General features: G+C 62.7%; 23 protein-coding genes and 1 pseudogene. 18 read left to right on the plus strand and 6 right to left on the minus strand.

Features of this window, described 5'->3' with window-relative positions; all coding sequences use genetic code 11:
* Positions 1-23 precede the first annotated feature (23 nt).
* The gene (locus tag AC0L28_RS23020; protein WP_023802268.1) at positions 24-476 is read right to left on the minus strand and encodes a nucleoside deaminase; all 453 of its coding nucleotides are present in this window, start codon (positions 474-476) and stop codon (positions 24-26) included.
* 176 nt (positions 477-652) lie between these two features.
* On the opposite strand from AC0L28_RS23020, the gene AC0L28_RS23025 reads away from it, so the two are divergent.
* The 5 genes from AC0L28_RS23025 to AC0L28_RS23045 all read left to right on the plus strand — a co-directional run bounded on the left by AC0L28_RS23025 (position 653) and on the right by AC0L28_RS23045 (position 7,253).
* Positions 653-2,752 (plus strand): pseudouridine synthase, encoded by a 2,100-nt coding sequence (locus tag AC0L28_RS23025; protein WP_473480377.1) that lies wholly within the window; start codon positions 653-655, stop codon positions 2,750-2,752.
* The gene (rsmD, locus tag AC0L28_RS23030) at positions 2,733-3,287 is read left to right on the plus strand and encodes a 16S rRNA (guanine(966)-N(2))-methyltransferase RsmD (protein WP_023802269.1); all 555 of its coding nucleotides are present in this window, start codon (positions 2,733-2,735) and stop codon (positions 3,285-3,287) included. The genes AC0L28_RS23025 and rsmD overlap by 20 nt, the downstream gene beginning before the upstream one ends.
* A gap of 93 nt (positions 3,288-3,380) precedes the next feature.
* Complete coding sequence (locus AC0L28_RS23035) at positions 3,381-4,745, plus strand: M16 family metallopeptidase (protein ID WP_473480379.1); 1,365 nt, start codon at positions 3,381-3,383, stop codon at positions 4,743-4,745.
* 262 nt (positions 4,746-5,007) lie between these two features.
* On the plus strand, positions 5,008-6,348 hold the full coding sequence (locus tag AC0L28_RS23040) for a M16 family metallopeptidase (RefSeq protein WP_245277792.1): 1,341 nt from the start codon (positions 5,008-5,010) through the stop codon (positions 6,346-6,348).
* 20 nt (positions 6,349-6,368) lie between these two features.
* A complete protein-coding gene (locus tag AC0L28_RS23045; protein WP_023802272.1) occupies positions 6,369-7,253 on the plus strand; it encodes a patatin-like phospholipase family protein in 885 nt (294 codons plus the stop codon).
* Positions 7,254-7,381: 128 nt separating this feature from the next.
* Here AC0L28_RS23045 and AC0L28_RS23050 read toward each other — a convergent pair whose 3' ends face one another.
* Positions 7,382-8,533: a helix-turn-helix transcriptional regulator gene (locus tag AC0L28_RS23050; protein ID WP_473480381.1), complete on the minus strand. Its 1,152-nt coding sequence runs from the start codon at positions 8,531-8,533 to the stop codon at positions 7,382-7,384.
* 358 nt (positions 8,534-8,891) lie between these two features.
* Here AC0L28_RS23050 and AC0L28_RS23055 point away from each other — a divergent pair, with 358 nt between their 5' ends.
* Both AC0L28_RS23055 and AC0L28_RS23060 read left to right on the plus strand, forming a co-directional pair.
* Positions 8,892-9,251 (plus strand): hypothetical protein, encoded by a 360-nt coding sequence (locus AC0L28_RS23055; protein ID WP_023802274.1) that lies wholly within the window; start codon positions 8,892-8,894, stop codon positions 9,249-9,251.
* A gap of 65 nt (positions 9,252-9,316) precedes the next feature.
* A complete protein-coding gene (locus AC0L28_RS23060) occupies positions 9,317-9,742 on the plus strand; it encodes a c-type cytochrome (protein ID WP_023802275.1) in 426 nt (141 codons plus the stop codon).
* 32 nt (positions 9,743-9,774) lie between these two features.
* Here AC0L28_RS23060 and AC0L28_RS23065 read toward each other — a convergent pair whose 3' ends face one another.
* Together AC0L28_RS23065 and AC0L28_RS23070 are read right to left on the minus strand one after the other, a co-directional pair.
* On the minus strand, positions 9,775-10,908 hold the full coding sequence (locus AC0L28_RS23065) for a CapA family protein (protein ID WP_473480383.1): 1,134 nt from the start codon (positions 10,906-10,908) through the stop codon (positions 9,775-9,777).
* Between the two features lie 301 nt (positions 10,909-11,209).
* Positions 11,210-12,106 (minus strand): MBL fold metallo-hydrolase, encoded by an 897-nt coding sequence (locus tag AC0L28_RS23070; RefSeq protein ID WP_473480385.1) that lies wholly within the window; start codon positions 12,104-12,106, stop codon positions 11,210-11,212.
* Positions 12,107-12,271: 165 nt separating this feature from the next.
* Between AC0L28_RS23070 and AC0L28_RS23075 the strand changes: the two genes are divergently transcribed.
* The 7 genes from AC0L28_RS23075 to AC0L28_RS23105 all read left to right on the plus strand — a co-directional run bounded on the left by AC0L28_RS23075 (position 12,272) and on the right by AC0L28_RS23105 (position 20,197).
* On the plus strand, positions 12,272-13,183 hold the full coding sequence (locus AC0L28_RS23075) for a LysR family transcriptional regulator (RefSeq protein ID WP_473480387.1): 912 nt from the start codon (positions 12,272-12,274) through the stop codon (positions 13,181-13,183).
* Between the two features lie 431 nt (positions 13,184-13,614).
* On the plus strand, positions 13,615-14,973 hold the full coding sequence (locus tag AC0L28_RS23080; protein WP_245277790.1) for a phosphatase PAP2 family protein: 1,359 nt from the start codon (positions 13,615-13,617) through the stop codon (positions 14,971-14,973).
* 457 nt (positions 14,974-15,430) lie between these two features.
* On the plus strand, positions 15,431-16,702 hold the full coding sequence (locus tag AC0L28_RS23085; RefSeq protein WP_128176816.1) for an amino acid ABC transporter substrate-binding protein: 1,272 nt from the start codon (positions 15,431-15,433) through the stop codon (positions 16,700-16,702).
* A gap of 181 nt (positions 16,703-16,883) precedes the next feature.
* Positions 16,884-17,756: a branched-chain amino acid ABC transporter permease gene (locus AC0L28_RS23090; RefSeq protein ID WP_128176818.1), complete on the plus strand. Its 873-nt coding sequence runs from the start codon at positions 16,884-16,886 to the stop codon at positions 17,754-17,756.
* A gap of 13 nt (positions 17,757-17,769) precedes the next feature.
* A complete protein-coding gene (locus AC0L28_RS23095) occupies positions 17,770-18,744 on the plus strand; it encodes a branched-chain amino acid ABC transporter permease (protein ID WP_473480390.1) in 975 nt (324 codons plus the stop codon).
* A 2-nt stretch (positions 18,745-18,746) separates the two neighbouring features.
* Complete coding sequence (locus AC0L28_RS23100) at positions 18,747-19,487, plus strand: ABC transporter ATP-binding protein (RefSeq protein ID WP_473480489.1); 741 nt, start codon at positions 18,747-18,749, stop codon at positions 19,485-19,487.
* Positions 19,484-20,197, plus strand: a complete 714-nt coding sequence (locus tag AC0L28_RS23105; RefSeq protein WP_027156099.1) for an ABC transporter ATP-binding protein — start codon at positions 19,484-19,486, stop codon at positions 20,195-20,197. Before AC0L28_RS23100 ends, AC0L28_RS23105 begins: the two co-directional genes overlap by 4 nt.
* Before the next feature lie 130 nt (positions 20,198-20,327).
* Here AC0L28_RS23105 and AC0L28_RS23110 read toward each other — a convergent pair.
* Both AC0L28_RS23110 and AC0L28_RS23115 read right to left on the minus strand, forming a co-directional pair.
* A pseudogene (locus AC0L28_RS23110) lies at positions 20,328-20,433 on the minus strand (GntR family transcriptional regulator); the annotation flags it as partial.
* 243 nt (positions 20,434-20,676) lie between these two features.
* Positions 20,677-21,219 carry a dihydrofolate reductase family protein gene (locus tag AC0L28_RS23115; RefSeq protein ID WP_473480392.1) on the minus strand — a complete coding sequence of 181 codons (543 nt, stop codon included), beginning with the start codon at positions 21,217-21,219 and terminating at the stop codon, positions 20,677-20,679.
* Positions 21,220-21,809: 590 nt separating this feature from the next.
* Between AC0L28_RS23115 and AC0L28_RS23120 the strand changes: the two genes are divergently transcribed.
* The 4 genes from AC0L28_RS23120 to AC0L28_RS23135 all read left to right on the plus strand — a co-directional run bounded on the left by AC0L28_RS23120 (position 21,810) and on the right by AC0L28_RS23135 (position 26,249).
* The gene (locus AC0L28_RS23120) at positions 21,810-23,219 is read left to right on the plus strand and encodes a hypothetical protein (protein WP_473480491.1); all 1,410 of its coding nucleotides are present in this window, start codon (positions 21,810-21,812) and stop codon (positions 23,217-23,219) included.
* Positions 23,220-23,244: 25 nt separating this feature from the next.
* Complete coding sequence (locus AC0L28_RS23125) at positions 23,245-23,472, plus strand: hypothetical protein (RefSeq protein WP_473480394.1); 228 nt, start codon at positions 23,245-23,247, stop codon at positions 23,470-23,472.
* Between the two features lie 4 nt (positions 23,473-23,476).
* Positions 23,477-24,853: a dGTP triphosphohydrolase gene (gene dgt / locus AC0L28_RS23130; RefSeq protein ID WP_473480396.1), complete on the plus strand. Its 1,377-nt coding sequence runs from the start codon at positions 23,477-23,479 to the stop codon at positions 24,851-24,853.
* A gap of 334 nt (positions 24,854-25,187) precedes the next feature.
* Entirely contained in the window at positions 25,188-26,249 is a 1,062-nt protein-coding gene (locus AC0L28_RS23135) for a LacI family DNA-binding transcriptional regulator (RefSeq protein ID WP_473480398.1), read from the plus strand.
* Positions 26,250-26,309 lie beyond the last annotated feature (60 nt).

The following is a 26,309-nucleotide window of genomic DNA, read 5'->3' on the forward strand; positions in this document are numbered from 1 at the left end:
CGGCGCTAAGAAATCCTGCGACGTTAGGGTTCGCGTCGCTCCCTGAAAAAATCCTTCAGCAGCAGGGCTGCGTCGCTCTCGGCCATGCCTGGATAGATGTCCGGTGCATGGTGGCAGGTCGGTGAGGCGAAGAAGCGCACGCCGTTGACCACAGCGCCGCCCTTCTCGTCGGCGGCGCCGAAATAAAGCCGGCGCAGCCTGGCGAAGGAAATGGCGCCGGCGCACATGGCGCAGGGCTCCAGCGTCACATAGAGATCGTGGCCGGTGAGCCGCTCGCTTGACAGCTTGCGGCAGGCTTCGCGGATCGCCAGCATCTCGGCATGGGCGGTAGGGTCGGCAAGCTCGCGGGTGCGGTTGCCGGCACTGGCAACGACCGTATCGCCGCTGGCGATGACCGCGCCGACCGGCACTTCGCCGCGCAGGACGGCGGCTTCGGCCTCCTTCAGTGCCAGCGCCATGAAATCCGGCCGCTTCAAGCGGTTTCCATTCCGATTATCTCCTCGCTACTCCGGCGTGATCCTGTTATCTAGCGCATGATCCCGAAAACCGGAATCGGTTTTCGGAAGGGATCATGCACCAAATCAAAGTCCTACAGCGTCCTTTGCGCGTCCGTACGGACGCGCGGCGCTGTAGTGCAAACGAGCAAAGCTACATGGACGACAAAAACAAGAAATTCCCGCGCAAGAACGGCTCGAAACCGTCGGGCCCGCGTGGTCGCGATGTCGCTGCCGGCAAGGGCGGCAAGCCGTCCTTCGGCGTGAAAAAACCTTACGCGCCGCGCGGCGACCGCCCGCCGGCAGCTGACGGCGAGCGGCCGAAGCGCGACTTCAAAAGCGGCGACCGGCCGTTCAGCAAGGGGCCGCGCCCTGATGGCAAGCCTTACGAGAAGCGCGAGGGGCCGCGCAAGCCATACGCCCCGCGTGGCGACCGCCCGCTGGCGGCTGACAGCGAGCGGCCGAAGCGCGATTTCAAGGCTGGCGACCGGCCGTTCAGCAAGGGGCCGCGTCCGGAAGGCAAGCCTTACGAGAAGCGCGAAGGGCCGCGAAAACCGTACGCGCCGCGCGGCGACCGGCCGAAGCGCGACTTCAAAAGCGGCGACCGGCCGTTCAGCAAGGGGCCGCGTCCGGAAGGCAAGCCTTATGAAAAGCGCGAGGGGCCGCGCAAGCCATACGCGCCGCGCGGCGACCGGCCGGCGGCTGCCGAAGGCGAGCGCAGCGAAAGGCGCTTCGACCCTCCCAAGGGAGACTTCAGCGATCGCCCAAAACGCGACTTCGGCGATCGGCCCAAGCGCGATTTTGCCGGTGATCGGCCCAAAGGGGCATCGGGCGGCTTCAAACCGCGCCCGCGTCCCGCCGAAGCGACGGAAGAGGCTGGTGAGCGCATTGCCAAGCGGCTGGCCCGCGCCGGTCTTGCCTCGCGTCGCGATGCCGAGGAGCTGATCGCGGCCGGCCGCGTCAAGGTCAATGGAAGGGTGCTGTCCTCGCCGGCCTTCAATGTGATGCCTGGCGACATCATCCATCTCGACGGCATGGAGATCCCGCCGATCGAGCGCACCCGGCTGTTCCTGTTCCACAAGCCGGCCGGCGTCGTCACCACCAATCGTGATCCCGAGGGCCGCAAGACCGTCTTCGACGTGCTGCCGGCCGACCTGCCGCGGCTGATGACCATCGGCCGGCTCGATATCAACACCGAAGGCCTGCTGCTGCTCACCAATGACGGCGGGCTGGCGCGCGTGCTCGAACTGCCGGCGACCGGCTGGCTCAGGCGCTACCGCGTGCGCGTCCACGGCAAGGTCGAGGAAAGTGCGCTCGCCGGCTTGCGCGAAGGCATCGCCGTCGACGGCGTCTTCTATGGCGCCATCGAGGCGACGCTCGACCGTGAGCAAGGCACTAACGCCTGGCTGACGCTTGGGCTGCGCGAAGGCAAGAACCGCGAGGTCAGGAACATACTGGGCTCGCTTGGTCTCGACGTAACGCGACTGATCCGCATTTCCTACGGACCGTTCCAGCTCGACGACCTGCCCGAGGGCCATGTGCTGGAGATCAAGGGCCGGGTGCTGCGCGACCAGCTCGGCGAACGCCTGGTCGAGGAGTCCGGCGCCAATTTCGACGCTGACATCACCAAGCCGTTTTCCAACAGGCCGGTGCGGCGCGAAGCGGTGCGGGAAGAGGAACCTGAGCGGCCGAAATTCACCCGCGATGGCGAACGCCGTCCGATCGGCGAAGGCGGATTGATCAAGAACCGCAAGCGCCGCGAAGGCAGCCGCGACGAGGCGTTGGGCAAGCTGTCGACAAGTCCCGGCAGAAGCTTCGGGCCGGAAAAGAGCTTTGCTGAGCGTGGCCCCAAATCTGAACGCAGCGGACCCGAACGCGGCGGCTTTGCCGATCGCGGCCCCAAATCTGAACGTAGCGGGCCGGGCGGCTTCGGCGGCAAACCGGGCGGCGGGAAAAAGTCCGAACGCGAGCAGCGCCCGATCGAGCCGCCGGGCCAGCGCAAGGCCAATGTCTGGATGGCGCCCGGCGCGCGGCCGATCGGCAAGGGCAGGGCGGACGCCGATGCCGCCAGGGCGGCCGAAGCCAAGGAACGCAAGGCCTCGTTCAAGCCGTCTTATGGCAAGCCCGCCAAGCCCGGAGGCGCAAAGCCGTTCGGCAAGCCGCGTGGCGAACGCCCAAATGATGGCGGCAAAGGCGGCGACCGGCCGCGCAGCGGCCCCAAGGGATCCAGGGGAGGCAATGCGGATCGTCGGCGGTGAGTTTCGCGGGCGTCCGCTGGCCACGCCCCGCTCAAGCGCCATCCGCCCGACCACCGACCGCACCCGCGAGGCTGTCTTCAACGTGCTGGCGCATCGTTTCCCCGATAGGCTGGTCGGCGCGCGGGTGCTCGACCTGTTCGCCGGCACCGGCGCGTTCGGCCTCGAGGCGCTGTCGCGCGGCGCATCTTATGGCGTCTTCATCGAAGAATCGGCGGAAGGGCGCGGCCTGATCCGCACCAATGTCGAGGCCTTCAGCCTCACCGGGCGTACCAAGATATTCCGTCGCGACGCTACGGCTCTGGGCGAGGCGGGCACGATGGCCGCGTTCGGCCTGGTGTTCGCCGACCCGCCCTATGGCAAGGGCCTGGGCGAGCGTGCCTTGCGCTCGGCCAAGGCCGGCGGCTGGCTCGCCCCCGGCGCGCTCTGCGTCGTCGAGGAGGCGGCAGCGGCGCCGTTCGAGGCAGGGCCGGGCTTTTCGGTTGTCGACGAGCGCAGCTATGGCGAGACGGTTATCCGCTTTATCGAGGTTGGATGAAGGGAGCGCAGCGCCTTCAAAATGACGAACAAATCAATTTGCCTGTGGCAACACCCCCGCCTATCGTCCCACCCCATGACACCGGAGTCATTGATGACATCTCAGGCTGATTGGCTGCGCGGTACGCTTTTTGCGCTGGCTCTTGTGATGACCGGGCCGGTTCTGGCCGACAACAAGCCGGACGACGGTAAGGTGACGAATTTCCTGCTCGACAACGGCATGGAGGTCGTTGTCATCGCCGATCGCCGCGCGCCGATCGTCACTCATATGGTGTGGTACAAGTTCGGCAGCGCCGATGAGCCGCCGGGCAAGTCCGGCATCGCCCATTTCTTCGAGCATCTGATGTTCAAGGCGACGACCAACCATGCGGCCGGCGCGTTCGACCGCGCCGTCTCCGCCATCGGCGGTTCGAACAACGCTTTCACCTCCTATGACTACACCGCCTTTTACGAGACGGTGGTGCCGCAGGCGCTCGAGCAGATGATGGATTTCGAGGCCGATCGCATGCGCAACCTCATCCTCAACGACGACGTCATCGCCACCGAGCGCGACGTCATCCTCGAGGAACGCCGCTCGCGCATCGACAGCAATCCGCAGGCAGTGCTCGGCGAGGAGGTCGACGCCACGCTCTGGCAGAACCAGCCCTATCGCATTCCGGTGATCGGCTGGATGCAGGAGATGGAAAAGCTGAACCGCGCCGACGCCAAGGCTTTCTACGACAAATATTATACGCCCAACAACGCCGTGCTGGTGGTGGCCGGCGACGTCGAGCCGCAGGCGGTCAAGGCGCTGGCCGAAAAGACCTATGGCAAGGTCGCGCGTGGTCCAGACCTGCCGCCGCGCATCCGTCCGGTCGAACCCGAACAGAACACCAGGCGCACGGTGACGCTCGCTGACGCGCGTGTCAGCGTGCCGAATTTTTCGACGCAATGGGTGGTTCCCTCCTATCACACTGCGAAGCCGGGCGAAGCGGAAGCGCTGGACCTGCTGGCGGAGATCCTCGGCGGCGGCAGCCGCAGCCGGCTGTACCAGCAGCTTGTCGTCAAGCAAGGCATTGCCGCCGAGGCCGGCGCCTTTTTCCAGGGCACCATGCTCGATGCTACCACCTTCACCGTCTATGGCGCGCCGCGCGGCGACGCCAAGCTGGCCGATGTCCAGGCGGCGGTCGAGGCCGAGGTCGCCCGCATCGCCAGCGAGGGCGTCACATCGGGCGAGCTGGAGAAGGCCAAGGATCGTTTCGTCCGCTCGATGATCTTTGCCCGCGACAAGCAGGATTCGATGGCCAACATCTACGGCGCGACGCTCGCCACCGGCGGCAACGTCAGGGATGTAGAGGAATGGCCGGGCCGCATCCGCAAGGTCACCGCCGACGAAGTCAGGCAGGTTGCGGCGCGCTATCTCAATCTCAACCATTCGACATCAGGCTATCTCTTGCCGCAGACACAGGCAGGGAATTGATGTGATGACGAGCTTGAGCGTTTGCGCTGCCCCTCACCTGCCTGCCGGCATCCTCTCCCCGTATAGTGACGGGGAGAGGGGCGCTGTCATCGACGGTTTCGCCAATCACCAGCGTTCGGAAGAAGGGCGCGGGCATTGCGGCCAGCCCCTTCTCCCCGTCACTATACGGGGAGAAGTGCCCGGCAGGGCGATGAGGGGCGGCGCTGACTCCGACAGCTATTCGTCTCGAAAATCAGTCGGAAGCTACCATTTATCCGAAGCGATTGCGCCGAAGCGTATTGCCATCCCTTTAGTCACCCTGCTCCTCTCCCTCGTCTTCCTCGTCCTGCCGGCGCTTTCCGCTCGTGCGGCCATGAGCATCCAGGAGGTGACGTCGTCAAAGGGCATCACCGCCTGGCTGGTGGAGGACTATTCCGTGCCGCTCGTCGCCATCCGCTTCGCCTTCGACGGCGGCACGACGCAGGATCCCGCTGGAAAGGTGGGCCTTGCCAATCTGATGAGCGGCCTGTTCGACGAGGGCGCCGGCAATCTCGACAGCGAGTCCTTCCAGATCAAGCTCGACGACGTCGGCGCCGAGATGAGCTTCGAAGCGGCGCGCGACGGCATCTATGGCTCGATGCGCATGCTTGCCGAGCAGCGCGACGCGGCGTTCGACCTGTTGCGGCTGGCGGTCACCGAGCCGCGTTTCGACCAGGCGCCAATCGACCGCATTCGCGCGCAAGTGCTGTCCGGCATCATCGCCAACGAGCTTGACCCGGACACACTCGCCCAGCGCAAATGGCTGGAGGCACTATACGGCACCCATCCCTATGCGCGGCCCGAAGAGGGCACCAGGCAAAGCATCGCCACCATCACGCCGGACAATCTCATCGCCTTTCACAAGGCGAATTTCGCTCGTGATGGCCTGCATGTGGCGGTGGTCGGTGCCATCGATGCCGAGACGTTGAAGAAAAAGCTCGATATGGTCTTCGGCGGCCTGCCGCAGCATCAGGCGCTCGCGCCCGTCGCCGATGTCGATCCGAAACTCAACCAGCAGCTCGAGGTCAATTACGACCAGCCCCAGACGTCGCTGCAACTCGCCTATCCCGGCGTCGAGCGGAGTGCGCCGGATTTCTTCGCCGCGGTTCTGATGAACGAGATCCTCGGCGGCAGCGCCTTCACCTCGCGGCTGTTCGAAGAGGTACGTGAAAAACGCGGCCTGGCCTACAGCGTCAGTTCCGACCTGGTCGACCACCAGCACGCCGACGCCCTGGCCATCACCACGGCGACCCGCGCGGACCGGGCGGCCGAGACTTTGGCTGTGGTGCGCGAGGTGGTGAAGCGCATGGCCCAGGAAGGGCCGACCGAAGCGGAACTGGCGGCGACCAAGAAATACTTGATCGGCGCCTACGCCATCAACAATCTGAACTCCTCCGGCGCCATCGCCGCGACGCTGCTCGAGCTGCAGCTCGACAAGCTCGGCAGCGACTATATGCAGCGCCGCGCCGCCCTCATCGACGCGGTGACGCTGGATCAGGTCAAGGCGGCGGCGAAAAAGCTGCTTTCCGCCGAGCCGGCCATCATGGTCGTCGGGCCGAAGCACGGCGAGGCCAAGGAGGAATGAGCCCAAATGGGGGGCAGGGGATGAGCCCGAGCTTCGGCATCGCCTTCGGCGGCGGCGGCGCGCGCGGGCTGGCGCATATCCATGTCATCGAGGTGCTGGACGAGCTGGGTATAAGGCCGGTCGCCATATCAGGCTCATCGATCGGCGCCATCATGGGCGCCGGCATGGCTTCGGGCATGGCCGGCAGTGACATTCACCACTACATGCGCTCGATCCTCGGCCGCCGCGCCGAGGTGGCGGCGCGCATGTGGCGGGCGCGGCCAGGCACCTTTGCCGAGGCGCTGCAGGGCGGGCTGGGTGTCACCCAGTTCAATGTCGAGCGCATCCTCAAGGCATTCATGCCCGACGCCATACCCGAAAGCTTCGCCGATCTGAAAATACCGCTGAAGGTGACGGCCACGGATTTCTTCGGCCATAAGCTCGCCGTGCTGAGCGACGGCGACCTGCATTCAGCGCTTGCCGCCTCGGCGGCTATTCCCGCGGTATTTCGCCCGGTGATGCGCGACGGCAGGCTGCTGATCGACGGCGGCATCTACAATCCGGTGCCGTTCGACCTGATCGAGGACGACGCCGACATCATCATCGCCGTCGACGTCGTTGGCGCGCCGGCCAAAGGCGGGCGCAAATACCCGACCTCCGTCGACCTGATGTTCGGTGCCACGCAATTGATGATGCAGTCGATCATCGCCGCCAAGCTGAGGCAATGCCAGCCGGACATACTGGTCAGGCCGGCGGTGTCGAAATACCGCGTGCTCGATTTCATGAAAATCGACGCCTTGATGGCCGAAACGGCTGATATCAAAGACGAGCTGAAGCGGGAGATCGAGAAGGCGGTGGAGATGCGGGCCAAGGTCGACACGAGCAGGCGCACCAAGCAGGTGGGGGGCGTGGCGCGGAAAGCCTGATGCTCGGTTGCCTCATCGAAACAAGCGCAAGCGCTGAACATTTGAAACGCACTGACTGCCAAGCCGGAACTGATCAAGACCATCCGCGGCGTTGGATACCTGTATCCAAAGCGGTGAACGAGTGTGGTTCAGGGACCAGGCTGCCCGGCGGGCGGAACGATCTGCATGACGAGGCGCATCAGATCGGCCTGGCGGGAGGCGCCGGTCTTCTGGAAGATATTGTCGAGATGCGTCTTGGCGGTCGCGTTGGCAATGTGAAGGCTGGCGGCGGTCTCGGCCAAGGTGTGCCCGGCGACAAGGCTGGCGAGCACGCGGGTTTCGGCCAGCGTAAGCCCAAAGGCTCTCGCCAGCATTCCGGCGGCGTCATGCTCGTCCGGTGCATTGCCGATGAACACCGCGGCTACCGCCGCGGGTTCCATGTCGGCGCGCAGGTCGCCGCCGGCCATCGGCAGCACGCGGGCGAAGACGGGCGGCAGGCCGGATTCGCTGAGGAGGACGGCAAGCCCTGTCTTGCCGATGCTGACCTCATCCTGAGCCGCAAGCATGATGGCGCTGTGAAGTTCCCTGGAAGCCGACGGGATCTTCGCTTGCAGAATGCCCCGGACATCCTGGATCGGGCCGCCGCTCCGCAGCATGTGCTTGGCCGAGCGGTTGGCGTGCAGGACGGCGCCACGTTCATTGGTGAGGACCACGGCGCATGTGAGCGCATCGAGTGCCTCGGCCATTCCTGCGCGCTCGACAGTGCCGATGTCCAGCATGTTGCTGATTATCACCGAACGGCGCACATGCGGCTGCAACAGTCTGCCAAGCTTGATTTCGCGCTCGGTGATAATGCCTTGCCGCTTATGCCGAGCAACGGCGAAGCCGGCAAGGCGGGTAGGGGTGTGGATCAGGAAGAACGACATGACGTCGACCAGGCCTTGCGGCTTCAGGCACTCCTGAAAATACCGGGAGGTCTCCAGGTAGGTTTGAGGGATATGGCGTGAGACCACATGCGGCATATCGAGCGAAGGCCATGTCGAGAGATCCTCGAGCAGCCGGGCGTGGATCTCGGGGATATATTTCGCCTGTTGCTCCAGCCAGTACGGCTCTATGCCCACGGTCCTGTAGATCAGCAGCCGGTCGTTGGCGAGGTCGTCAAGCTGCAGGACCGCAGTCTGGGCGTCGAGCGCATCCCTGATTCCGGCAAGCGCGTGCTCCCATCGCTCCGGGTCGAGTGCGCAATCGTAGATCGAGCCGATCAGCTTCGACAGCTCATGATGCGACAATGCCTTGGCCATCGACGGCCCCCTCGCATGTCGACAGCGCGTCCGATGCGGGCGGAAAGCCGCGCCCTCTCACAGGTGCTCTCGCTTCTCCAACTTTAGCGATCGCTTAAATTCCGATTATCTCCCCCAAACAGGGGATGCGCAAGCACCCGGGCGGTGAAATACTCTCGCCCCAGAAGATAAGGTCACACTTAACTGTGACAACCAGTGGGTTCAGCGCGTTCTCGGCTCGCGGACCTTCGCCACTGTGATGCAGCCGGGGGGACTAATCCAGAATTCTGCCTGCGTGCGCCGATTATCACGGCGCGACCGTCTATTGCTGAAACCTTGAGCCGGGCTCGACCCGGACAATTCGGAATGGAGCAGCATTATGTACAAGTACATTGCTTTTGCAGCACTTTGCATCGCGGCGATGCCCGCGCATGCCGGCGAGCTTGGAGCCATGAAGGCCGAAAGCATCGATCTCGCCGGTTTCCTTGGTGTCGTCTATTACACGCCGCAGGAGGACGGCTATCGGGTGGTCACCACGATCGCGCAGGGCGAGGCTGGCTTGCCCGTGCGTTTCGTGGCGACACTGACCGAGAACCAGATAGTCGCGGTCTCCGTGCCGGGCAAGCTGGGAGAGTCGGACCAGATCATCGAGATATCGCGTGTCGGCGGCAAGCTCGTCGTCAGTCCGCAGGCTATAGACGGAATCGTGGTATCTTCCCCGAAGCTCGCCGTTGACTGATCCAAGGTCGAGTGAGGCGATCCAAGGTTGGTGATTCAGAGGCGGGTGCCTTGCGGCGGCGCTGGATGAGCCTGCAACGTCGGCGACAGACGACGTCTGCATGGCTCGTCCTGTGTGTTGTCGTCTTTACCGTCGGCGCCGGCTTCGGCGCCCAGGCTGAGCTGGCCCCGGGCAAGTTCTACGAAATTGTCGGCGGCAAGGTCGATGCGCGGACCTATAACGGCTTCCGTCGCTATCATGGCAGTTGCAATCACTGCCATGGTCCCGACGGCATGGGCTCGACCTTCGCCTCGGCCCTTGTCGACCGGCTGCCCGATCTCGAGGTCTTTCGGCGCAACGTTCGCGACGGTGTGCGCAGCGGCCCTTCGGTGATGAAGGGCTTCGCCGACGACCCCAACGTCGCTCCTTACATCGACGACATCTACGCCTACCTGCAGGCCCGCGCCGACGGTGCGCTTGGCCGAGGACGGCCTGAGCGGCTTGAACGCTAGAGCGGCTGGCTGCTGATCGCAGGTTGCCGGCTTCACCAGACGACGGTGAGACGATTGTCGTCCGCGAGCGCCACATGCGTGCCGAAAGATGAGCACTCGCGCTCAAGCATGGCTGCGAGCCAGGCGGCATCTTCGCGCAGGGCGCGGTTTAGCCGGAACCTGGCGAGCTGGAACGGCACCAGCTCGAGCGAAACAAGCGTACCGTCCGGTATGGCGAGCCGCGGCAGGTACATCAGCGCAAGCTCACCACGAAACGTTTCATTGCCGGTGATTCCCTCATAGTCGGTGAGGAAGTCGCCGCATCCGTAGAGGATCAACCGGCCGTGATGGATTTCGATCGGCTTGGGATGGTGGGAGGAGTGCCCATGCACGACATCGAAACCTGCAACATCGATGAGAGCATGGGCAAGTGCGCGGTCTTCCGCCGGGACCTGGTAGCCCCAGTTGCCGCCCCAGTGGATCGAGGCCACCGCGAGGTCGCCAGGCTGTTTTATGGCTTGCACGGATCGGGCGATCTGCTCGAGCGACCGGGCCGAGAGATCCGCCAGCAAATTGATGCCTGGCTTGTAAGCTCCGGCTGCCCATGAAGTTGGAACGCCGCTCGACTCGAGCGCGAAGCCGAAGACCAGCACGCGGCCCCCGCCGGCCGGTTCAATGACGGCAGGCGCCGCCGCCTCGTCGGCGTCAAGCCCTGCCCCGGCATAGGCGAGGCCGGCAAGCCGCAGCGTATCGAGGGTCTCGACGAGGCCAGGCTCATCCCAGTCGAGCACATGGTTGTTGGCGAGCACGCAGCAGTTTATCCGTGCCGCCGCCAGGCAGCCGATGTTTGCCGGGTTCATCTTGTAATTGATCCCCTTGGGCGCCAAGGACAGGCTGGTGGTGATGCTGGTCTCGAGATTGATGATCCGCGCATCGGGCGCTTCACGACCCAATTCGTTAAGCGCATCGCCCCAGACATACGCCTCGTCGACCTTTCTCGGGATCGGGCCATTGACGCGTTCGGCAAGCTCGACATAGGTCGTCGCCGATTTGACAAAGCGCTCGCCAAGGTGCGGATCGCCCGGACTGGCGAGGACCTGGTCGATGCCGCGCCCGAGCATCACGTCGCCGCACAGGAACAGCTTTGCGCGGCTTCGGACGGCGGCATTGTTGGCGATCTGCGGCATTGGACCTGGATCTCCTTCCTCGCCAACCTCCAGTGAGGCAGATGAGCGCCGAGGGCCGAAGCTGCCAATCTCCCCCCTTGAGGGGGAGATGGCCGGCAGGCCAGAGGGGGTCGTCTCACGTAATGCGCCAACCTCCACTGTCGCAAGAGAGGGGGGCGCGCCCGGTCGAACCGACCCCCTCTACCCTGCCGGGCATCTCCCCCTCAAGGGGGGAGATTGGCCGTCATCGGCGCTTTCGCCAATCACCAGCGTTGCAGGATGAGGCGCTGAGGCCGCTCGCCCGGATCAGATCGAGGCGCTCTCAGCCCCACTTCATCTCGCCGGTGGCGACCTTGGAGCCGATGTCGAGCGCCACGCCCATGCCTAGGCCGGGGAAGCGGGCTTCCATGGCGGTCTTGAGCGCGGCCGCGTCCTTGGCCTTGGCCAGTTCTTCCTCGAAGGCGATGAGATAGGTCTTGGTGTGCTCGACGCCCGAAAGGTCGGTGGCGGCCTGCGGCGTCATGTGGCCGGGCACGACGATTTCAGGCTTGCTGGCCGCGATCTTTCCGAGATTGGCGAGCCAGGCGGCGCGCTGTTCCTTGCTCGACGTGTCGGCGGTCCAGACATGCACGCCCGAAGAAATCATCACCCCGCCGAACACGGCATTCAGCGACGGCACCGAGAGATAGCGCCGGTTGGCAAGGCCTTCGGCGTCGACGATCTCGATGGTCTCGCCATCGACGGTGAGCGTCTTGCCGTCGAAGACTTCGGGGATGACAACATCGGCGAGCGCCTGCGGGCTATTCTCCTTGAGCTGCGGCCCCCAGACGGCGATTTTCTTGTCGACGCTGCCATTGATGGCGGCCACCGTCTCGGCAGCGGCGATCACCCGTGCCTGCGGAAAAACCTGCTTGATCGGCTTGAGGCCGAAATAATAGTCCGGGTCGGACTGGCTGACATAGATGGTGGTGAGCGTCTTGCCGGTCGCCTTGATCGCCTCGGCCACGGCCTGGCCGTCGGAATAGGTGAAACCGCCGTCGATCAGCAGCGCCTCGGAGGCGCCGGTGATCAGCACCGGGGCGCGAAAGAAGCCGTCTTCGCCAGCCGGAAAATGTTTCCAGGAAAGCCCTGCGGCTGCACGGCCAAGTCCGGCGGGAGCGAAGATGGCAGCGGCGCCGGCGGCGAAAGTGGTTTTCATGATGGCTCTCCGTGTGAACATGGATCTCTCCTGGGCTTGAGAATGCGGAATTCGGGCGGGCGCATCTTCCGGCGCAGCCTCGATGCCGGGAAGATGGCAGAGGCGGAATGCGTATTGAAGGCCAACAAAATAGACGTAATGTATGCTATTGCCTGACAATGAGGTCGCATTAGCCATGAGCCGCGCATGAACCTGAACCGGCTGGCCTATTTCGCTGCGGTGGTCGACGCCGGCTCGTTCACGCGGGCCGCCGAGCGGCTGGGCATAACCAAGGCGGTCGTCAGCCAGCAGGTGGCGCGGCTGGAGCGTGATGTCGGAACGACGCTGCTGATCCGCACGACGCGGCGCGTCCATCCGACCGAGGCCGGCCGGACATTCCATGCCCGCTGCCTGCAGGTTCTGCAGCAGGCCGAGGATGCCTTCGACGAGCTCGCGCAGGCGGCCGCCGAGCCGACCGGCACGCTGCGCATCGCCGCGTCCAACGATTACGGCACCTCGGCGGTGGTGCCGGTGGTCGCCGCCTTCAGCGCGCGCTACCCCGCCTGCCGGGTGGAGCTGACGCTGGGCGACGAGACCATCGACCTGGCGTCCGGTGGAATGGACGTGGCGATCCGCGTCGGCTGGCTGGCCGATTCCAACCTGCAGGCGCGGCGGATCGGCACATTTGGGCAATTCATGGTGTGCGGCGCCGAGTTCGCCGGGCGCTTCAGGGCCGGCGAACCGCAAGACTTGGCCGGGCTGCCCTTCGTCGCCAACATGGCGCTGCGCGAACCGCTGCTATGGCAATTTTCGCGCGGCGACGATGAGCATGAGGCTGTGCGCATGCAGGCAACGATCGCCATCGACGCGACGCCGGCAGTGCTGGCGGCCGTCCGCGCCGGCGCCGGCCTGTCGGTGCTGCCGGATTTTTTGGTGCGGGATGAGTTGGCCGCAGGGCGGCTCGTCCAGATCCTGCCCGAATGGCGGCTGCCCTCCGGAGGCATCTACACAGTCTACCCCGCCGCGAGGTTCCGGCCGCCCAAGGTGACCAGGTTTGTCGAGATGCTGATTGCGGCTGAGCAGGAGATGGGGGCAAGCGGGGAGGGGCGGGCGCCGTAAGGTCGGAGCGAGGCGCTGATGACCGAAACGCTTGAAGCGCCGAGGCTGAAGCTTCCGATCTCCCCCCTTGAGGGGGAGATGGCCGGCAGGCCAGAGGGGGGCGCTGTCCCGCCAACCTATCAGCGAATTGCATAGCGCAACCGCGCAAGTTCCCAGCCCATCACAGTTTGCCCTACTGCAGCTTGAACGCTGACTTCGCGAAGACGATCCCGGTGCTGACTTGCGCCTTGGTCAAAGTGCCAGTCAATGTGATCGGTAGGATAGGAAGTGGGTGCAAATCAGGAAGACAGTGTACTTCGGACGTGCTCTCTAACTTTTATCCTTTTACCCGGCAGCGCCTCGCGGTATAATTAGTTTTCGCTAAAATAAAGGAAGAGCCGTGAAAACGGAAAACCCTCCGTCTTTGGCGGGGCAACCTATGGGAGGCTCGCATGCTTAGCGGTTTTGGCAAGGCCTGTGCGGTAATCCTTTTTTCAGGGAACTGCGCTTTCGCCCAATCAGATTTGATAGAACCAGAGGCTGGAACGTGGAAGACGTGGGTAATCACGTCTGGCGAGGACTTCCGAGTCCCGCCGCCGCCTGACGCCTCCGCCGCAGCAGCCGAATTGGCACAGATGCGGGATCTCTTGGCGCAAAAGGATCCGGCTGCCGCCGACAAAATCACCTTCTGGGACGCCGGCTCGCCTGGGTACCGATGGATCGATCTGGTCAACAATCGCCTTCTCGAAAACCAGCAGATTCCAAATGCGCACCGCGTCTACTCCTATTTGACGATGGCGATGTACGACGCCACCATTGCTGCCTGGGACGCGAAGTACTTCTACAATCGGCCGCGCCCGAGCGAGGCGGACGCGACACTGGCGACTGCGCTGCCGCCGCCGCGGAGTCCCTCCTATCCATCCGAGCATGCCGCAGCCGCCGGAGCTGCCGCGACCGTTCTTGCTTATTTCTTTCCCGAAGAGACATCGTCGTTCAAGGCAATGGCCGAAGAAGCGGCACAGTCGCGTGTCCTTGCCGGTGTCCAGTTCCCAAGCGATTCTTCCGCCGGCCTGGAGTTGGGGCGCAGGGTCGCAGAGCAGGTGATTGCGCGGGCAAAGGCCGATGGCTCCGATGCAGCGTGGAGCGGCACTGTTCCGACCGGGCCGTGCATGTGGGTCGGGACCAAACCCGCCAATGCAAACATGCCAAACTGGAAGCCGATCGTGCTGGCTGCACCCGATGAATTCAGGCCGCCGGCGCCGCCCGACTGCCAGTCCCCGGCCGTAAAGGCCGAGATGGATGCAATCCGACAGTCTGAACGAAAATTCCCTAACAGCTACAAAGCGTTCTACTGGCAAAGCCCATCCGGCCTGTTCACCGACTGGTATGACTATGCTAGCAAGTGGATGTTCGAGGACAAGACGGATACGAACCCGCCGCGTGCCGCGCGGGCTTACGCTATGCTCGCAACGGTCTATTACGACGCCTTCATTGCAAGCAACGACGGGAAGTACGCCTATTGGTATCTGCGGCCCAACATGCTTGACGCGAGCATCACCCCCCTGTTCGCGGTGCCAGCTCATCCCAGTTATCCGTCGAACCACTCCGCGCTCTCGACTGCCCGATGCGAGGTCCTGGCGTACCTGTTTCCCGGCCATGCAGAGTTCATCCGCGCGGTTGGCAAAGAGGCGGGTGATTCCCGCGTCTGGGCAGGCATCCACTATGAAATGGACAACCGGGCCGGCGCCGCGCTCGGTAAAGCGGTCGCGGGGAAATTTATCGAGCGGGCAAAAACCGACGGGGCGGACTAGGGGAAGGAAGGAGGCCCTCTTTTGATGCCATGGGTGCTATTCGCAAATGGTTGAGACGGCAGTTGGCCGAGACCCGCGAGTTGTCGCCGGCTTCTGACTCTGGGATTTTAAGGACATGGACGGGGCGGTCGCCTGGGTGAAGCGCTGCCCCAATCCCATGCCGGGACCGAGCAAGATCGAAATCCGGCCGCTGTACGAGATGGCTGATTTGCAATGACACTCTGACGCCGGAGGTCACGGAAATCCATGACCGGACGGGCGAAAAGCTCAGCGGCATTGGAAAGGGAGGGCCGAACATGGCTTCTGTCGCGCGGGTCGCCACATGGACGACCAGCACGAAGTGCTGTGGTGCGCTGCAACTATGGATTTTCAGAGAGCTGCAGCGAGCGTTTGCAGTAGATTTGTGCGGTGTGCGGACATATCCTGCAACTTTAGGAACGAATGCGGGAGGACCATCATGCCAAAGAAGGACGTAAGCTTTTCTCGACGCACGTTTCTCGGCGGCAGCGCCCTGGCGCTTGCCAGCGGCACGATATCGATGCCGTTCGTGCGGACCGCGCGCGCCCAGGCGGCGACTTTCAAGGCCGGCGTCATCACGTCTCTGTCGGGCGAGAATATTTCGGGCGGCAATTTGACCAAGAACGGTTACGATCTCTGGGCCGAAGCGGCCAACGAGAAGGGCGGCGTCGAGGTCGGCGGCGAGCGTTTCATGGTCGAGATGTTCTATGGCGACGACCAGAGCAATCCGGCCACCGGCGCCGACGCCGCCGAACGGCTGATCGTGCAGAACGAGGTTGATTTCCTGCTCGGCCCCTACACCAGTGGCTCGACAATCGCCGTTCAGCCGATCTGCCAGAAATACCAGGTGCCGATGATTTCGGGCTCGGCCGAGTCGCCCAATGTCTGGTTGGCCAAGCCCGAATTCAATTTCGGCATCATCCCTTCCGTCGACACGACATCCGGCCAGTCGCTGGGCGTGCTGGTGGCGCTGTCAAACCCGAAGGCGAAGACGATCGCGGTGATCGGCGTCAACGAACCCTTTTCGAAGGAGACCGGCGAAGGCTTCCAGCGGGGCGCCAAGGAAGCGGGGCTCGAAGTCGTCGCCTACGAGCTCGTTCCAGCTTCCGGCGATCTCACCCCCGTAATGTCCAAAATCGCCGCCCTCAACCCTGACATCGTCGCGGTGGGCGGGCATGAAGAGCCGCTGATAAATGTGATCAAGACGTCGAAATCGCTGAATTATCGGCCGAAGGCCTTGATCATGCATTACGGCGTGACCAATCCGGCCTTCGCCGAAGCGCTCGGCGCCGATGCGAACGGCACCTCCGGCGTCGCCGTATGGCTGCCTACGGTACCCTACAAGGACGACCTGTTCGGCACCGCACAGGACTATGTCGCGCGGGCCCAGGCAAAGTTCGGCCATGAGCCCGACTACACGGAAGCCGCCTGCTCGGCCAGCGGCCTCGTCTTCGCCGACGCCGCCAAGCGACTGGGCAAGAAGCCTTCGCTCACCCCCGAGGACCGCGTCGCCCTCAAGGACGCCATCGCCGACACCGACATCACGACTTTCTACGGACCGATCAAGTTCGAGAAGGAAGGCGACCACTATCACGACAACATCCAGCCGGTGCCAGTCATGATCCAGATCCAGGATGGAAAGACCGTCGCTGTCGGCCCGAAGGAAGCGGCCGCGGCCGAGTTCATCTACCCGTTGCCGGCCTGGAAATAATCGCGATTTGAGGCCGGGCGGAGTCGCTATTCGCCGTCGCCTGCTACGCCAGCGGGCAGCATGATGACGGCCGGCTCTTCCAAAGGCCAGGATGTAGGTTGGGCTTTATACTGCGGGCGTCTATTCACACTCGCGCCAAAAGCATGTTGCGGACTTTTTGGACTGACGGACAGGTTTGCCATTGGATCTTTTTCTTCAAACCCTGCTCAACGGCCTACTGATAGGCGGTGTCATCGCCACGTTTTCGATCGCCTTCCAACTGACCTTCGGCGTGCTCCATGTCATCGACTTTGCGGTCGGCGCGTGGGTCGTGCTCGGCGGCTACTTCGCCTACTACATGGCGGCCTTTCTCGGCATAGACGGGTTCCTCGCCATGCCGATGGCCTTCGTCCTGTTCGGCGCGATCGGCTATCTCATGGGGCCGATGATCTACAATGTTCGAAACAGCCGCACGGCGCGACCCGAACTGATGGCGCTTGCGCTGACCTTCGGCATCTTCACCTTGCTGCGCGGCGGAATGCTGACCGTCTGGGGTTTCAATACGCATAGCGTGCCGACGGCGCTTAGCGGTCACAGCATCATGATCGGCCCGGTCACGGTGCCCCTGATCCGGGTGGCGGCGGCGGCGTTCGCGGTACTCATCGCCGGCGGGCTGTTTTTCTTTCTCTTTCGCACGCGCTACGGGCTGGCGATCCGGGCGACGGCCGAAAATCGCCAGAACGCCGCCTTGATGGGGGTCAACATCCGGCGTCTCAGCGCCAATGTTTACGGGCTCTACGCGGGGATCACGGCGATGTCGGGCGTTCTGATGGGAGGCATCTATTCGGTCAATCCGGAGATCGGCCTGCGCTATACGCTGTTCGCCTTCTTCGTCGCCGTGCTGGCAGGGCTGGGCTCGCTGGGCGGCGCGCTTGTGGCGGCCCTGCTTCTGGGCGTCATCGAAGCCTTTGTCGCGACTTATGGCGGAGCCAGCTACTCGCATCTCGCGATCTTCGCAACGCTCTTCCTTGTCCTGTTGATTTCCCCGCGCGGCATCCTGCGGCGCGGACTGTGAGATGGCCCAGATCATGAAAAATCGTTGGGCCGGCCCGCTTCTCCTCGTCGTCATCCTCGTCGTGCTGGCGTTGCTGCCGGTGCTGGTCAACAATTACTGGCTGCGCATCGCCACCGGCGCGCTGATGTGGGCGGGGCTCGCCTGTTCCTGGAACATGCTAGGCGGCTATGCCGGCTACATCAATTTCGGCCATTCGGCCTTCTTCGGCATCGGCGCCTACGCCACCGCCATCCTGATGGGCGCGGATTTCGCTGTGCCGTTCCTCGCAACCATTCCCATCGGCATGATCGTCACAGCCCTGTTTGCGGTCGTCATCGGCGCGCCGACATTGCGGCTGCGCGGCGCTTATTTCGCCATCGCCACCTGGGCCTTCGCCGAAGTGCTCATGCAGTTCGCCACCGTCGTCGATTTCACCGGCGGAACCGGCGGTATCGGCCTGCCTCCCTTCCTCAACGAGCGCTTCTTCTACTTCGCCATGTTCGCGGCCGCCGTCCTGACCTATTTCCTCACCTGGTCGCTGTTCGAGCGCTCCCGCTTCGGCTTGAAGGTCAAGGCCTTACGGGATCACGAACCGGCGGCCGAAGCCATGGGCATCAACACCTCGCTGGTCAAGTTGCAGACCTTCATGCTCAGCGCCGTCGTCGCCTCCGTGTTCGGCAGTATTTTCGCCTACTGGGTGACCTTCATCAATCCAAAGAGCGTGTTCGGCGGCGACATCACCGACCAGATGGTCGTCATGGTCCTGCTCGGCGGGCTCGGCAGCCTGTGGGGGCCGGCCATCGGCGGCGTCGCGCTGTTCTTCGTCAACCGGCTTATCTGGATGTACTATGGCGATACCGCCTTCTATATCGCCATTCTCGGCGCCGCCATCATCCTGGTGGTGCTGTTCCTGCCCAACGGCATCGTCGGCCTGTTTGCGCGGCGAAGCGGGAAATCAGGCAGCGTGCTCGACACGGTGCTCGGCTCCCGCCAGGGAGGACGCTCGTGAGCATGACGGCGCAAGCGCCCGCGCCAGGCGACCAGCCCATCCTCTTCGTTCGCGACGTGCACAAGCATTTCGGCGGCATCCAGGCAGCCGCCGGCGTCGACCTGGAGGTCGGACGCGGCGAGATCGCCGGCCTCATCGGCCCCAACGGCTCGGGCAAATCGACCCTGTTCAACCTCGTGGCTGGCATGGAGACGCCCGATCGCGGGCAGATCCTGTTCGACGGCCATGAGATCGGTGGCAAAAAGGCCTATACGATAGCCCGCCTCGGCCTCGCGCGCACCTTTCAGATCCCGGCGTTGTTCGAGAACATGACAGTCAGTGGGAACCTTCTGGCCGCGGCTGCTGAGGGTAATTGGCATGGCGCGCACCAGCGGGCGGACGAGACGCTGGCGCTGTTGCATCTCGAACCGGTCGCCAACAACCGCGCGTCCGACTTGTCCGGCGGCCAGCAGAAACTGCTCGAATTCGGCCGCGTGATCATGCGCCAGGCGTCCCTCATCCTGCTCGACGAGGTGACGGCCGGCGTCCACCCCAACATCCGCAAGATCATCCTGGAAGCGATCGCCAGGCTGCGCGAGCAGGGAACCAGCTTCTTCGTCATCGAGCATGACATGGAAATGGTGCGCAATGTCTGCGACCGCATCATCGTCATGGATTCAGGGCGGGTGGTGACCAGCGGCGCGTTCGAGGACATCGTGCAAAATTCCGAAGTCATGCAGACCTATCTAGGGCGTCCGCAATGAGCACGTTGGTCGCAGACAGCGTCGTTGCGGGCTACGGCAAGCAGGAGATCGTCCATGGCGTCTCCCTTGTCGCGGAAGCCGGCAAGATCACCTGCATCTTCGGCCCCAATGGCTGCGGGAAGTCGACCTTGCTGAAAGCGATCGCCGGCGCGCTGCCGGTATGGGGCGGCACAATCGGGCTTGGCGGCGAAACGATCGGCAATTTGCCGGTTCATGAAGTCGTGCGCCAGGGCCTGGTGCTGATGCCGCAGGGCGGCGGCGTGTTTCCACGGCTGACGGTGATGGAAAATCTGCGCATGGGCGGCTACGCCATTGCCGACCGGAAGCTGGTGGACAGGCGCATTGAGGCTCTGGTCGACCAATATCCATCGCTGGCGCGGCGGCGCAAGACCACGGCCGGAGCCCTTTCAGGCGGCGAACAGGCGATGCTGGCGCTGGCGCGCGCGCTGGTGTCGGAACCGCGTTTCATTCTGCTCGACGAACCGTCCGCCGGCCTTTCGCCGGCCATGGTGAGCGAGACGCTGGAGCGCATCAAGGTGCTGACCGCGCGTGGCATCGGCATTCTCATGGTCGAGCAGAATATTCGCGAGGCCATGCCGATCGCCGACCGGCTCTATATCCTGGCCGCCGGAGAAAAGCGCTTCGAAGGCACGCCCGGAGATGTCCGCAACGACCGACAGATCATGGACATCTATATGGGCGGCGCCTGATGCCGCTTGGCACTTTATAGGTACTGCAAACTGTGTCGTGAATTGTCCAACCGAGCCGCTGTCACAGTCTCGCGGTAGCCTACCGAGGCTGTGGCAGGCCCTGATGGCGCGCGCGAGCGCGACGGCGGCGGCCCCTGCCGTGGCGGATGTCCAGGAAAGCCGAGCATGGCAAGCGAGCGCAGCGCCTCTCGCAGTAGCGGTCGCGACACGCCTAGCCGCAGCGAAAGCTCGCGCTCCGCCGGGCTTCAGCGAGCCGTCCAGTAGCGCGTCGTAGGCTGAAGCTGCCGATCTCCCCCTTGTGGGGGAGATGGCCGGCAGGCCAGAGGGGGCTCTGTCCCGCCAACCTAAATCGCAACTGCGCCGTTACGGCAGCTAAAACTCAAATGCTTGCGTTCTTTCGCGCCCCCTCTGCCCTGCCGGGCATCTCCCCCACGAGTTCCCCACGAGTGGGGAGATTGGCCGACATCGGCGCTCGCTCATCACGACTTCGCAACCACAGCCGCATACTCGAGCGCCACCACGCCGTTGCTGAATTGCGTGGCCGAGATCAGCTCGAGCGGCACCTGCTCGCCGGACGGGAACAGCGGCTTGCCCTGGCCGACGGCGCTGGGGTAGCTGAGCAACCTGACGCGGTCGACCAGGTTATGGCGCAGCAATTCCTGCGCGACGCTGAGGCTGCCATGCACATAGATGTTGCCGCCGCTGCCTTGCTTCAGTTGCCTGACCGCTTGCGGCAATGCGCCCTTCAGCAGCTCGGCCGGTTTCCAGTCGAGCGCCTTCAAGCTCGTCGACGCGACATATTTCGGCAGCGCGTTGAACCGGTCGGCGAAATCTCCGGTTTCCTTGGGCCATGAGCCGGCAAAAATCTCATAGGTCGTGCGCCCCAAAAGCATGGCGCCGCTGTCGGCAAGCTCATCCTCCTTGAACCTTTGCATTTCATCGTTCCAGGTCACGCCAGGCAGCCTCTCGACCTCGGCGATGCCATCGACGCTGATGAATTCGGTGACGATGAGTTTTCGCATGGCGCTCTCCCTTCTGTTCGAGGACGGACCGCACGGGCCTTTTGCGACAGCTTGGTAAAAATAGCGCGGAGCTTTGTTGTTTTTTGGTCGATGTCAGACACGAGCGTCAATCTCAGTCGACCTGGTGCCCGGTGCGAACCCAACCGGCAGGAGAAGCGCGAAGAGGTGGTGGGCGGTCGGTGCTTGTTTGTCCGCGATGGCCGCTTTGACCCGGAAGCGGACTGGTAGCTTTCGGCTCAAGTCGTGAGAAGCTGTCGTCTCCGGTCTCCTCTGCCACAACAATGTCAGATGGAATCGAAAACCATCATCACTTTCGAACGGAGCAGCGTGCCTCAATATGCTAGTGCTGGCAGGAAATCGCCTACCATGCTTCCGAGTCGCACATGCGCTTCCTACCGTCGTCGGAATTCAGCCATTTGCCAGCTGAAGTACAAGGCCGGTGTGGCTCCGGCGTCCCGCTTGCTGCTTCGCAGGCTTGTTCACACGTAAATCGCGTTTCCTTCCTTTGTTGATTTCAACGAACTATATAGGGTCAACGCTTATCCTGCCTCCTACCGCCCTCCGATTCTAGGAGGTCCAACCGGTTGCTGATGAGATCAAAAGAGAAGAATACTGGCTACGCCTCTGACTTCCGCAAGGACGCGACGCTTGACCGCTTGGCGCAGAGTTTCAATGTAGCGCAGTTCGTGAGTTTTGCCCCTTCAGCGGGTGCGCCTAAGCAGCAGTACAGCCGCGTGATAGGCTATGGTCCCAATACCGAATTCGCCACTCTGGGCGAGGCTGTCGATGCCATGTTCCTTCACTCAGGTGAAGGCTCACTGAACATCCGCAGCTACAACGAATCTCAGTCTCAAAGCCGCCAGTTCCTGTATGGACTACGCTCCCGGGATGAGGTCTCGGCCGCTCTGCGTCGGTTGTCGGCTGAGGGAGAATTCACCATCCTGAATGAGACTATCGATGTCTCGGATGGTGGGGTGTCCGGCGTCGCCATGGGAGATTTGGTCGAGTTCGGTCCGGATGTCACGCCTCGCGGCGTCGAGAAAGCCGGTTTCGCCTCGCTACCGCATGCTTGGGCCAAGTCGATTCTGCAGACCGTCTATGGATTTGACCCTATGATTGATGCAGGTCTGCATGGGCGCCTCGAGTTCAGTCTGCATCCAAAAAGGCGCGGTTGGCGGCAACAGCATGTTGTCCATTGGGAGTATGGCGAGCTTTCGGATATTTCCCCGCCATCTGGACCTACTTGGCCCAACAACTTCAGCAGGATGGTTGGGGACAAGGTGTATGGTCTGCTGGTCGCGCACACCATCGGTTTGCCGGTGCCGGCGACTACCGTAATTGCGCGCCGTGTAGCACCCTTCACTTTCGGAATTGACACCGGCTCGGGAGAGCGCTGGATAAGGACTAGTCCATCAGAACAGGTGCCGGGAAAATTCACAACGGCGTACGGTTGGATCGACCCCTTCCGGCTGTTGCGCCAAGAAGATCCCGACCATTCTGCTCTTGCATCTGTATTGAGCCAGCAGTCAGTCCCAGCCCTATGGTCCGGGGCTTCGATAGAACGCGTCGACGGCGAGTTGGTCACTGAAGGGATCGCAGGGTTCGGTGACGTTTTCATGTCGGGTTCAGTGTCTCCGCAGAAATTGCCGTTAAGCGTGACTCAAGCCGTTTCCACGGCGCACGCTCGGCTTCACTCGGCATTGGGAGCGGTCCGCTTCGAGTGGGCCTATGACGGTGCGAAACTATGGGTGCTCCAACTTCACCGCGGAGCCAGCACCAGCAGTGGTGTGGTCATTGTGCCCGGCGACCCGGAGGAATGGGTCACCTTCCGCGTTTCGAATGGATTGGAATTGTTGCGCGAACTGGTCTCAAACATGCGTGGAAATTGCGGGATCATCCTTGATGGTGACGTGGGACTGACGAGTCATATTGCGGATGTCGTCCGCAAGGCCGCGATTCCGACGCGCATACGATCCAGGCAAACTCCGGACCAAACGTGAGATTCTCGAACGAAACGAGAACGAAGTGTGTTATCTTGAGGATCTCGGTTCTCAAGTGGGCCAAGCAAGCTTTTCTGAGGAAGGTCATAAAATGGCATATGCAGCAGTAGTCGAAGCAAGGCGCGAAGCGGAAGGCCGATTCCAAGCGTTGGAGCAGGCTCTCAAGATCAAACGAGAAAAAGACCGCCAAGAAGCAGAAAAGAGAAAAGAAGAAGAGAAACAGAAAGCCACTGGCCAGCACCAGGGGAGATAGTGCTATGATGTATGTCGATGCTGACTATGATCGGCAGGTGCCGGGGATCGATAGTCAGGCGACCAAATACCGACCGGAAGTCATGCGGGACTACGGGCGGGTTATTCATAGTGCGAGCTTTAGGCGGCAACAGGGTAAGACCCAAGTCTTTCCTGGTCACGAGTCTGATTTCTTCAGAAATCGCCTTACGCATTCGCTAGAGGTTGCGCAAATCGCGGAAGGCATTGCTGACCGTATCAACGTGGATTGGAATCTCGACAAAGATCGAGAGATCAACAGCCGAATATGCATGATCGCAGGGTTGGTCCACGACATTGGGCATCCTCCATTCGGCCACAACGGCGAGAGGGCGCTGGATGCCGCCATGCTCCGATGGGGGGGATTTGAAGGGAATGCCCAAACCCTCCGAATTCTGGCTCGCTTGGAAAAGAAGACATTGTATGCGGGGCCGGTCGGGGGCGATGTGCGGGCGGGTATGAACCTATGCAACCGCACTCTGGCAGCGATCCTGAAATACGACAACGAAATCCCTCTGGAACGCGATGAAGGTACCAAGGTCAAGAAGGGGTATTACGGTTCAGAAAGGCCGATCGTAGACGCGGTGAAGTGCGCGGTGCTGCGCGGCGGTGTGTTGGGGGCTGAAGAGAAGTTCAAGACGATCGAATGCCAGATCATGGATCTGGCGGATGACTTCGCGTATTCCGTATACGACTTGGAAGACAGCTTAAAGGCAGGCTTCCTTACGCCGGCAGGCATTTTGGCGTCGAACGAAGCGCTGCTGGAAAAAGTCGCGGAGAAGGTCACGGAGGAACTCGGGTGCGAGGTAACAGCTGTAGATATCTACGGCGTCTTCGCGAAAGTCTTTGAAGACTTGGAGGGCGGCGGCGAAGAGGAAAAGAGTGATCCTGTCACCGCTTTCGCCCGCACATATGCTACCTCTAAGGCGATAGCTGAGGATAGCCGCCGCCGTACAAAGCTTTCAAGCCAGCTTGTCCATGAGATGATCGCGGGGGTAAATTTCGAATACAACGAGCAGCAGCCGGCACTGTCACGTGCATGGATCGAAGGAGATCTGGCCGTAAAGGTCGAGGTTCTCAAACAGTACACTTTTCTTTCGACGATCTTCAGCGCCAGGGTGAAGCTTGGCGAGTACCGCGGCTTTCAGTTGGTCGACGACATCTTCCAGGCTCTGATGGGTGACCGAGGTGAGCTGTTGATGCCGGAAGATGTGCGCCATCAATTCTCACAGTTCGACATTGACGATCCGCGCCGGGCGCGCACGGTGTGCGACTATGTCGCCGGCATGACCGATCGGTATGCCATGGAGTTCTGGGCCAGGCTGAAGTCAGATGCGGCTGAAAGCATGTTTAAGCCGATCTGAGGCGCGCAGTGGGGGCACGCCGGGCTAGCAGCGCGGAAATGTCGGCGCTAGCTCGACAAAGGCGTCGTTTGGCCATTGCTCCAGATGTCGGCTTTTGTGAATTCGCCGTAACAACCGGAACGTTTATTATGGGCGCAACGCGGTTGTAGATCACGGCACCTAGCAGACACGCCCAAAACCAATCTATCCCTCTTGCCATTCCCCCATCCTTCCCCTAATCTTCTCTGAGAAAACCTTTTCCCAAATCGCCCCCGCGCTCGCTGACCTCACCAGCCGGCGCCTCGCAGGGCGAAAAGAGAAAACCTTTTCCCAACTAAGGAATTCACCACTCAACATGCCATCCGACACCCAGCCAACGCCTGTCTCCGCCAAGACCCCCGTCACCCTGCGTGAGGTGGCCGCACTTGCCGGCGTCAGCGTCGCCACCGCCTCAAAAGCGCTCAACGGGCAGGGGCGGATGACCGCCGAGACGCGCGAGCGCATTCGCGCGACGGCGCAGCGGCTGGGCTTTCGCCCGAACAGCCTGGCGCAGAGCCTGTTGCGCCGGCGTTCCTTTACCGTCGGCCTGTTGACCAACGATACTTATGGCCGCTTTTCGCTGCCGGTCATGTCGGGCATTTCGGATGCGCTGGTCGACAAGGGCGTCTCGGTGTTTTTGTGCAATGTCGAGGATGATCAGCGCCTCAGCCAGCTGCATGTCGATGCCATGCTCGACAAGCGCGTCGACGGCATCATCGCCACCGGCAAGCGCATCGACCGTCATCTGCCGGTTGACCTCTCCAATCTCGGCGTTCCCGTGATTTACGCCTTCACCCAGCCCGATCCGGGCGCCATCGCCTTTGTCTCTGACGACGCCGGCGGTGCGCGGCTAGCGGTCGAGCATTTTTGCCGGCTCGGGCGGCGCCGCATCGCCCATGTCAGCGGGCCGGCGAGTTTTGCGGTGGTGCACGCGCGGGCACAGGCCTATCGTGACGTGCTGACCGAGAAAGGCTTGCCGGTCATGGAACCATTGCTCGGATCGTGGTCGGAAGCGTGGGGTCACGAGGCGGTGAAGACGCTTTTCGACGGTAAGCTGTCGAAGCGCGGGGGCGAAAAGCCCGATGCCGTGTTTTGCGGCAACGACCAGATCGCGCGCGGCGTCATCGACGCGCTGCGCGAGCGCGGGCTGGATGTGCCGGACGATGTCGGCGTCATCGGTTTCGACAATTGGCAGATCGTCGCCGAGGCAACCCGCCCGCCGCTGACCTCCGTCGACATGAACCTGGCGGCACTCGGGCGCGAGGCCGGTCTTACCTTGCTTTCGCTCGTCGGCGGCGAACCCGCCGAGCCGGGCATAAGAAAACTGCCGTGCCGGCTGGTGGTGCGTCAGTCATGCGGCCGTCCACTGGGCGGCTGAGACTATGCATGTCGCCCAAAAGTGCGCAGCGGTTTTGGGATCACGACATGCATCAAGGCA

It is taken from the genome of Mesorhizobium sp. WSM4847 (assembly GCF_055811335.1).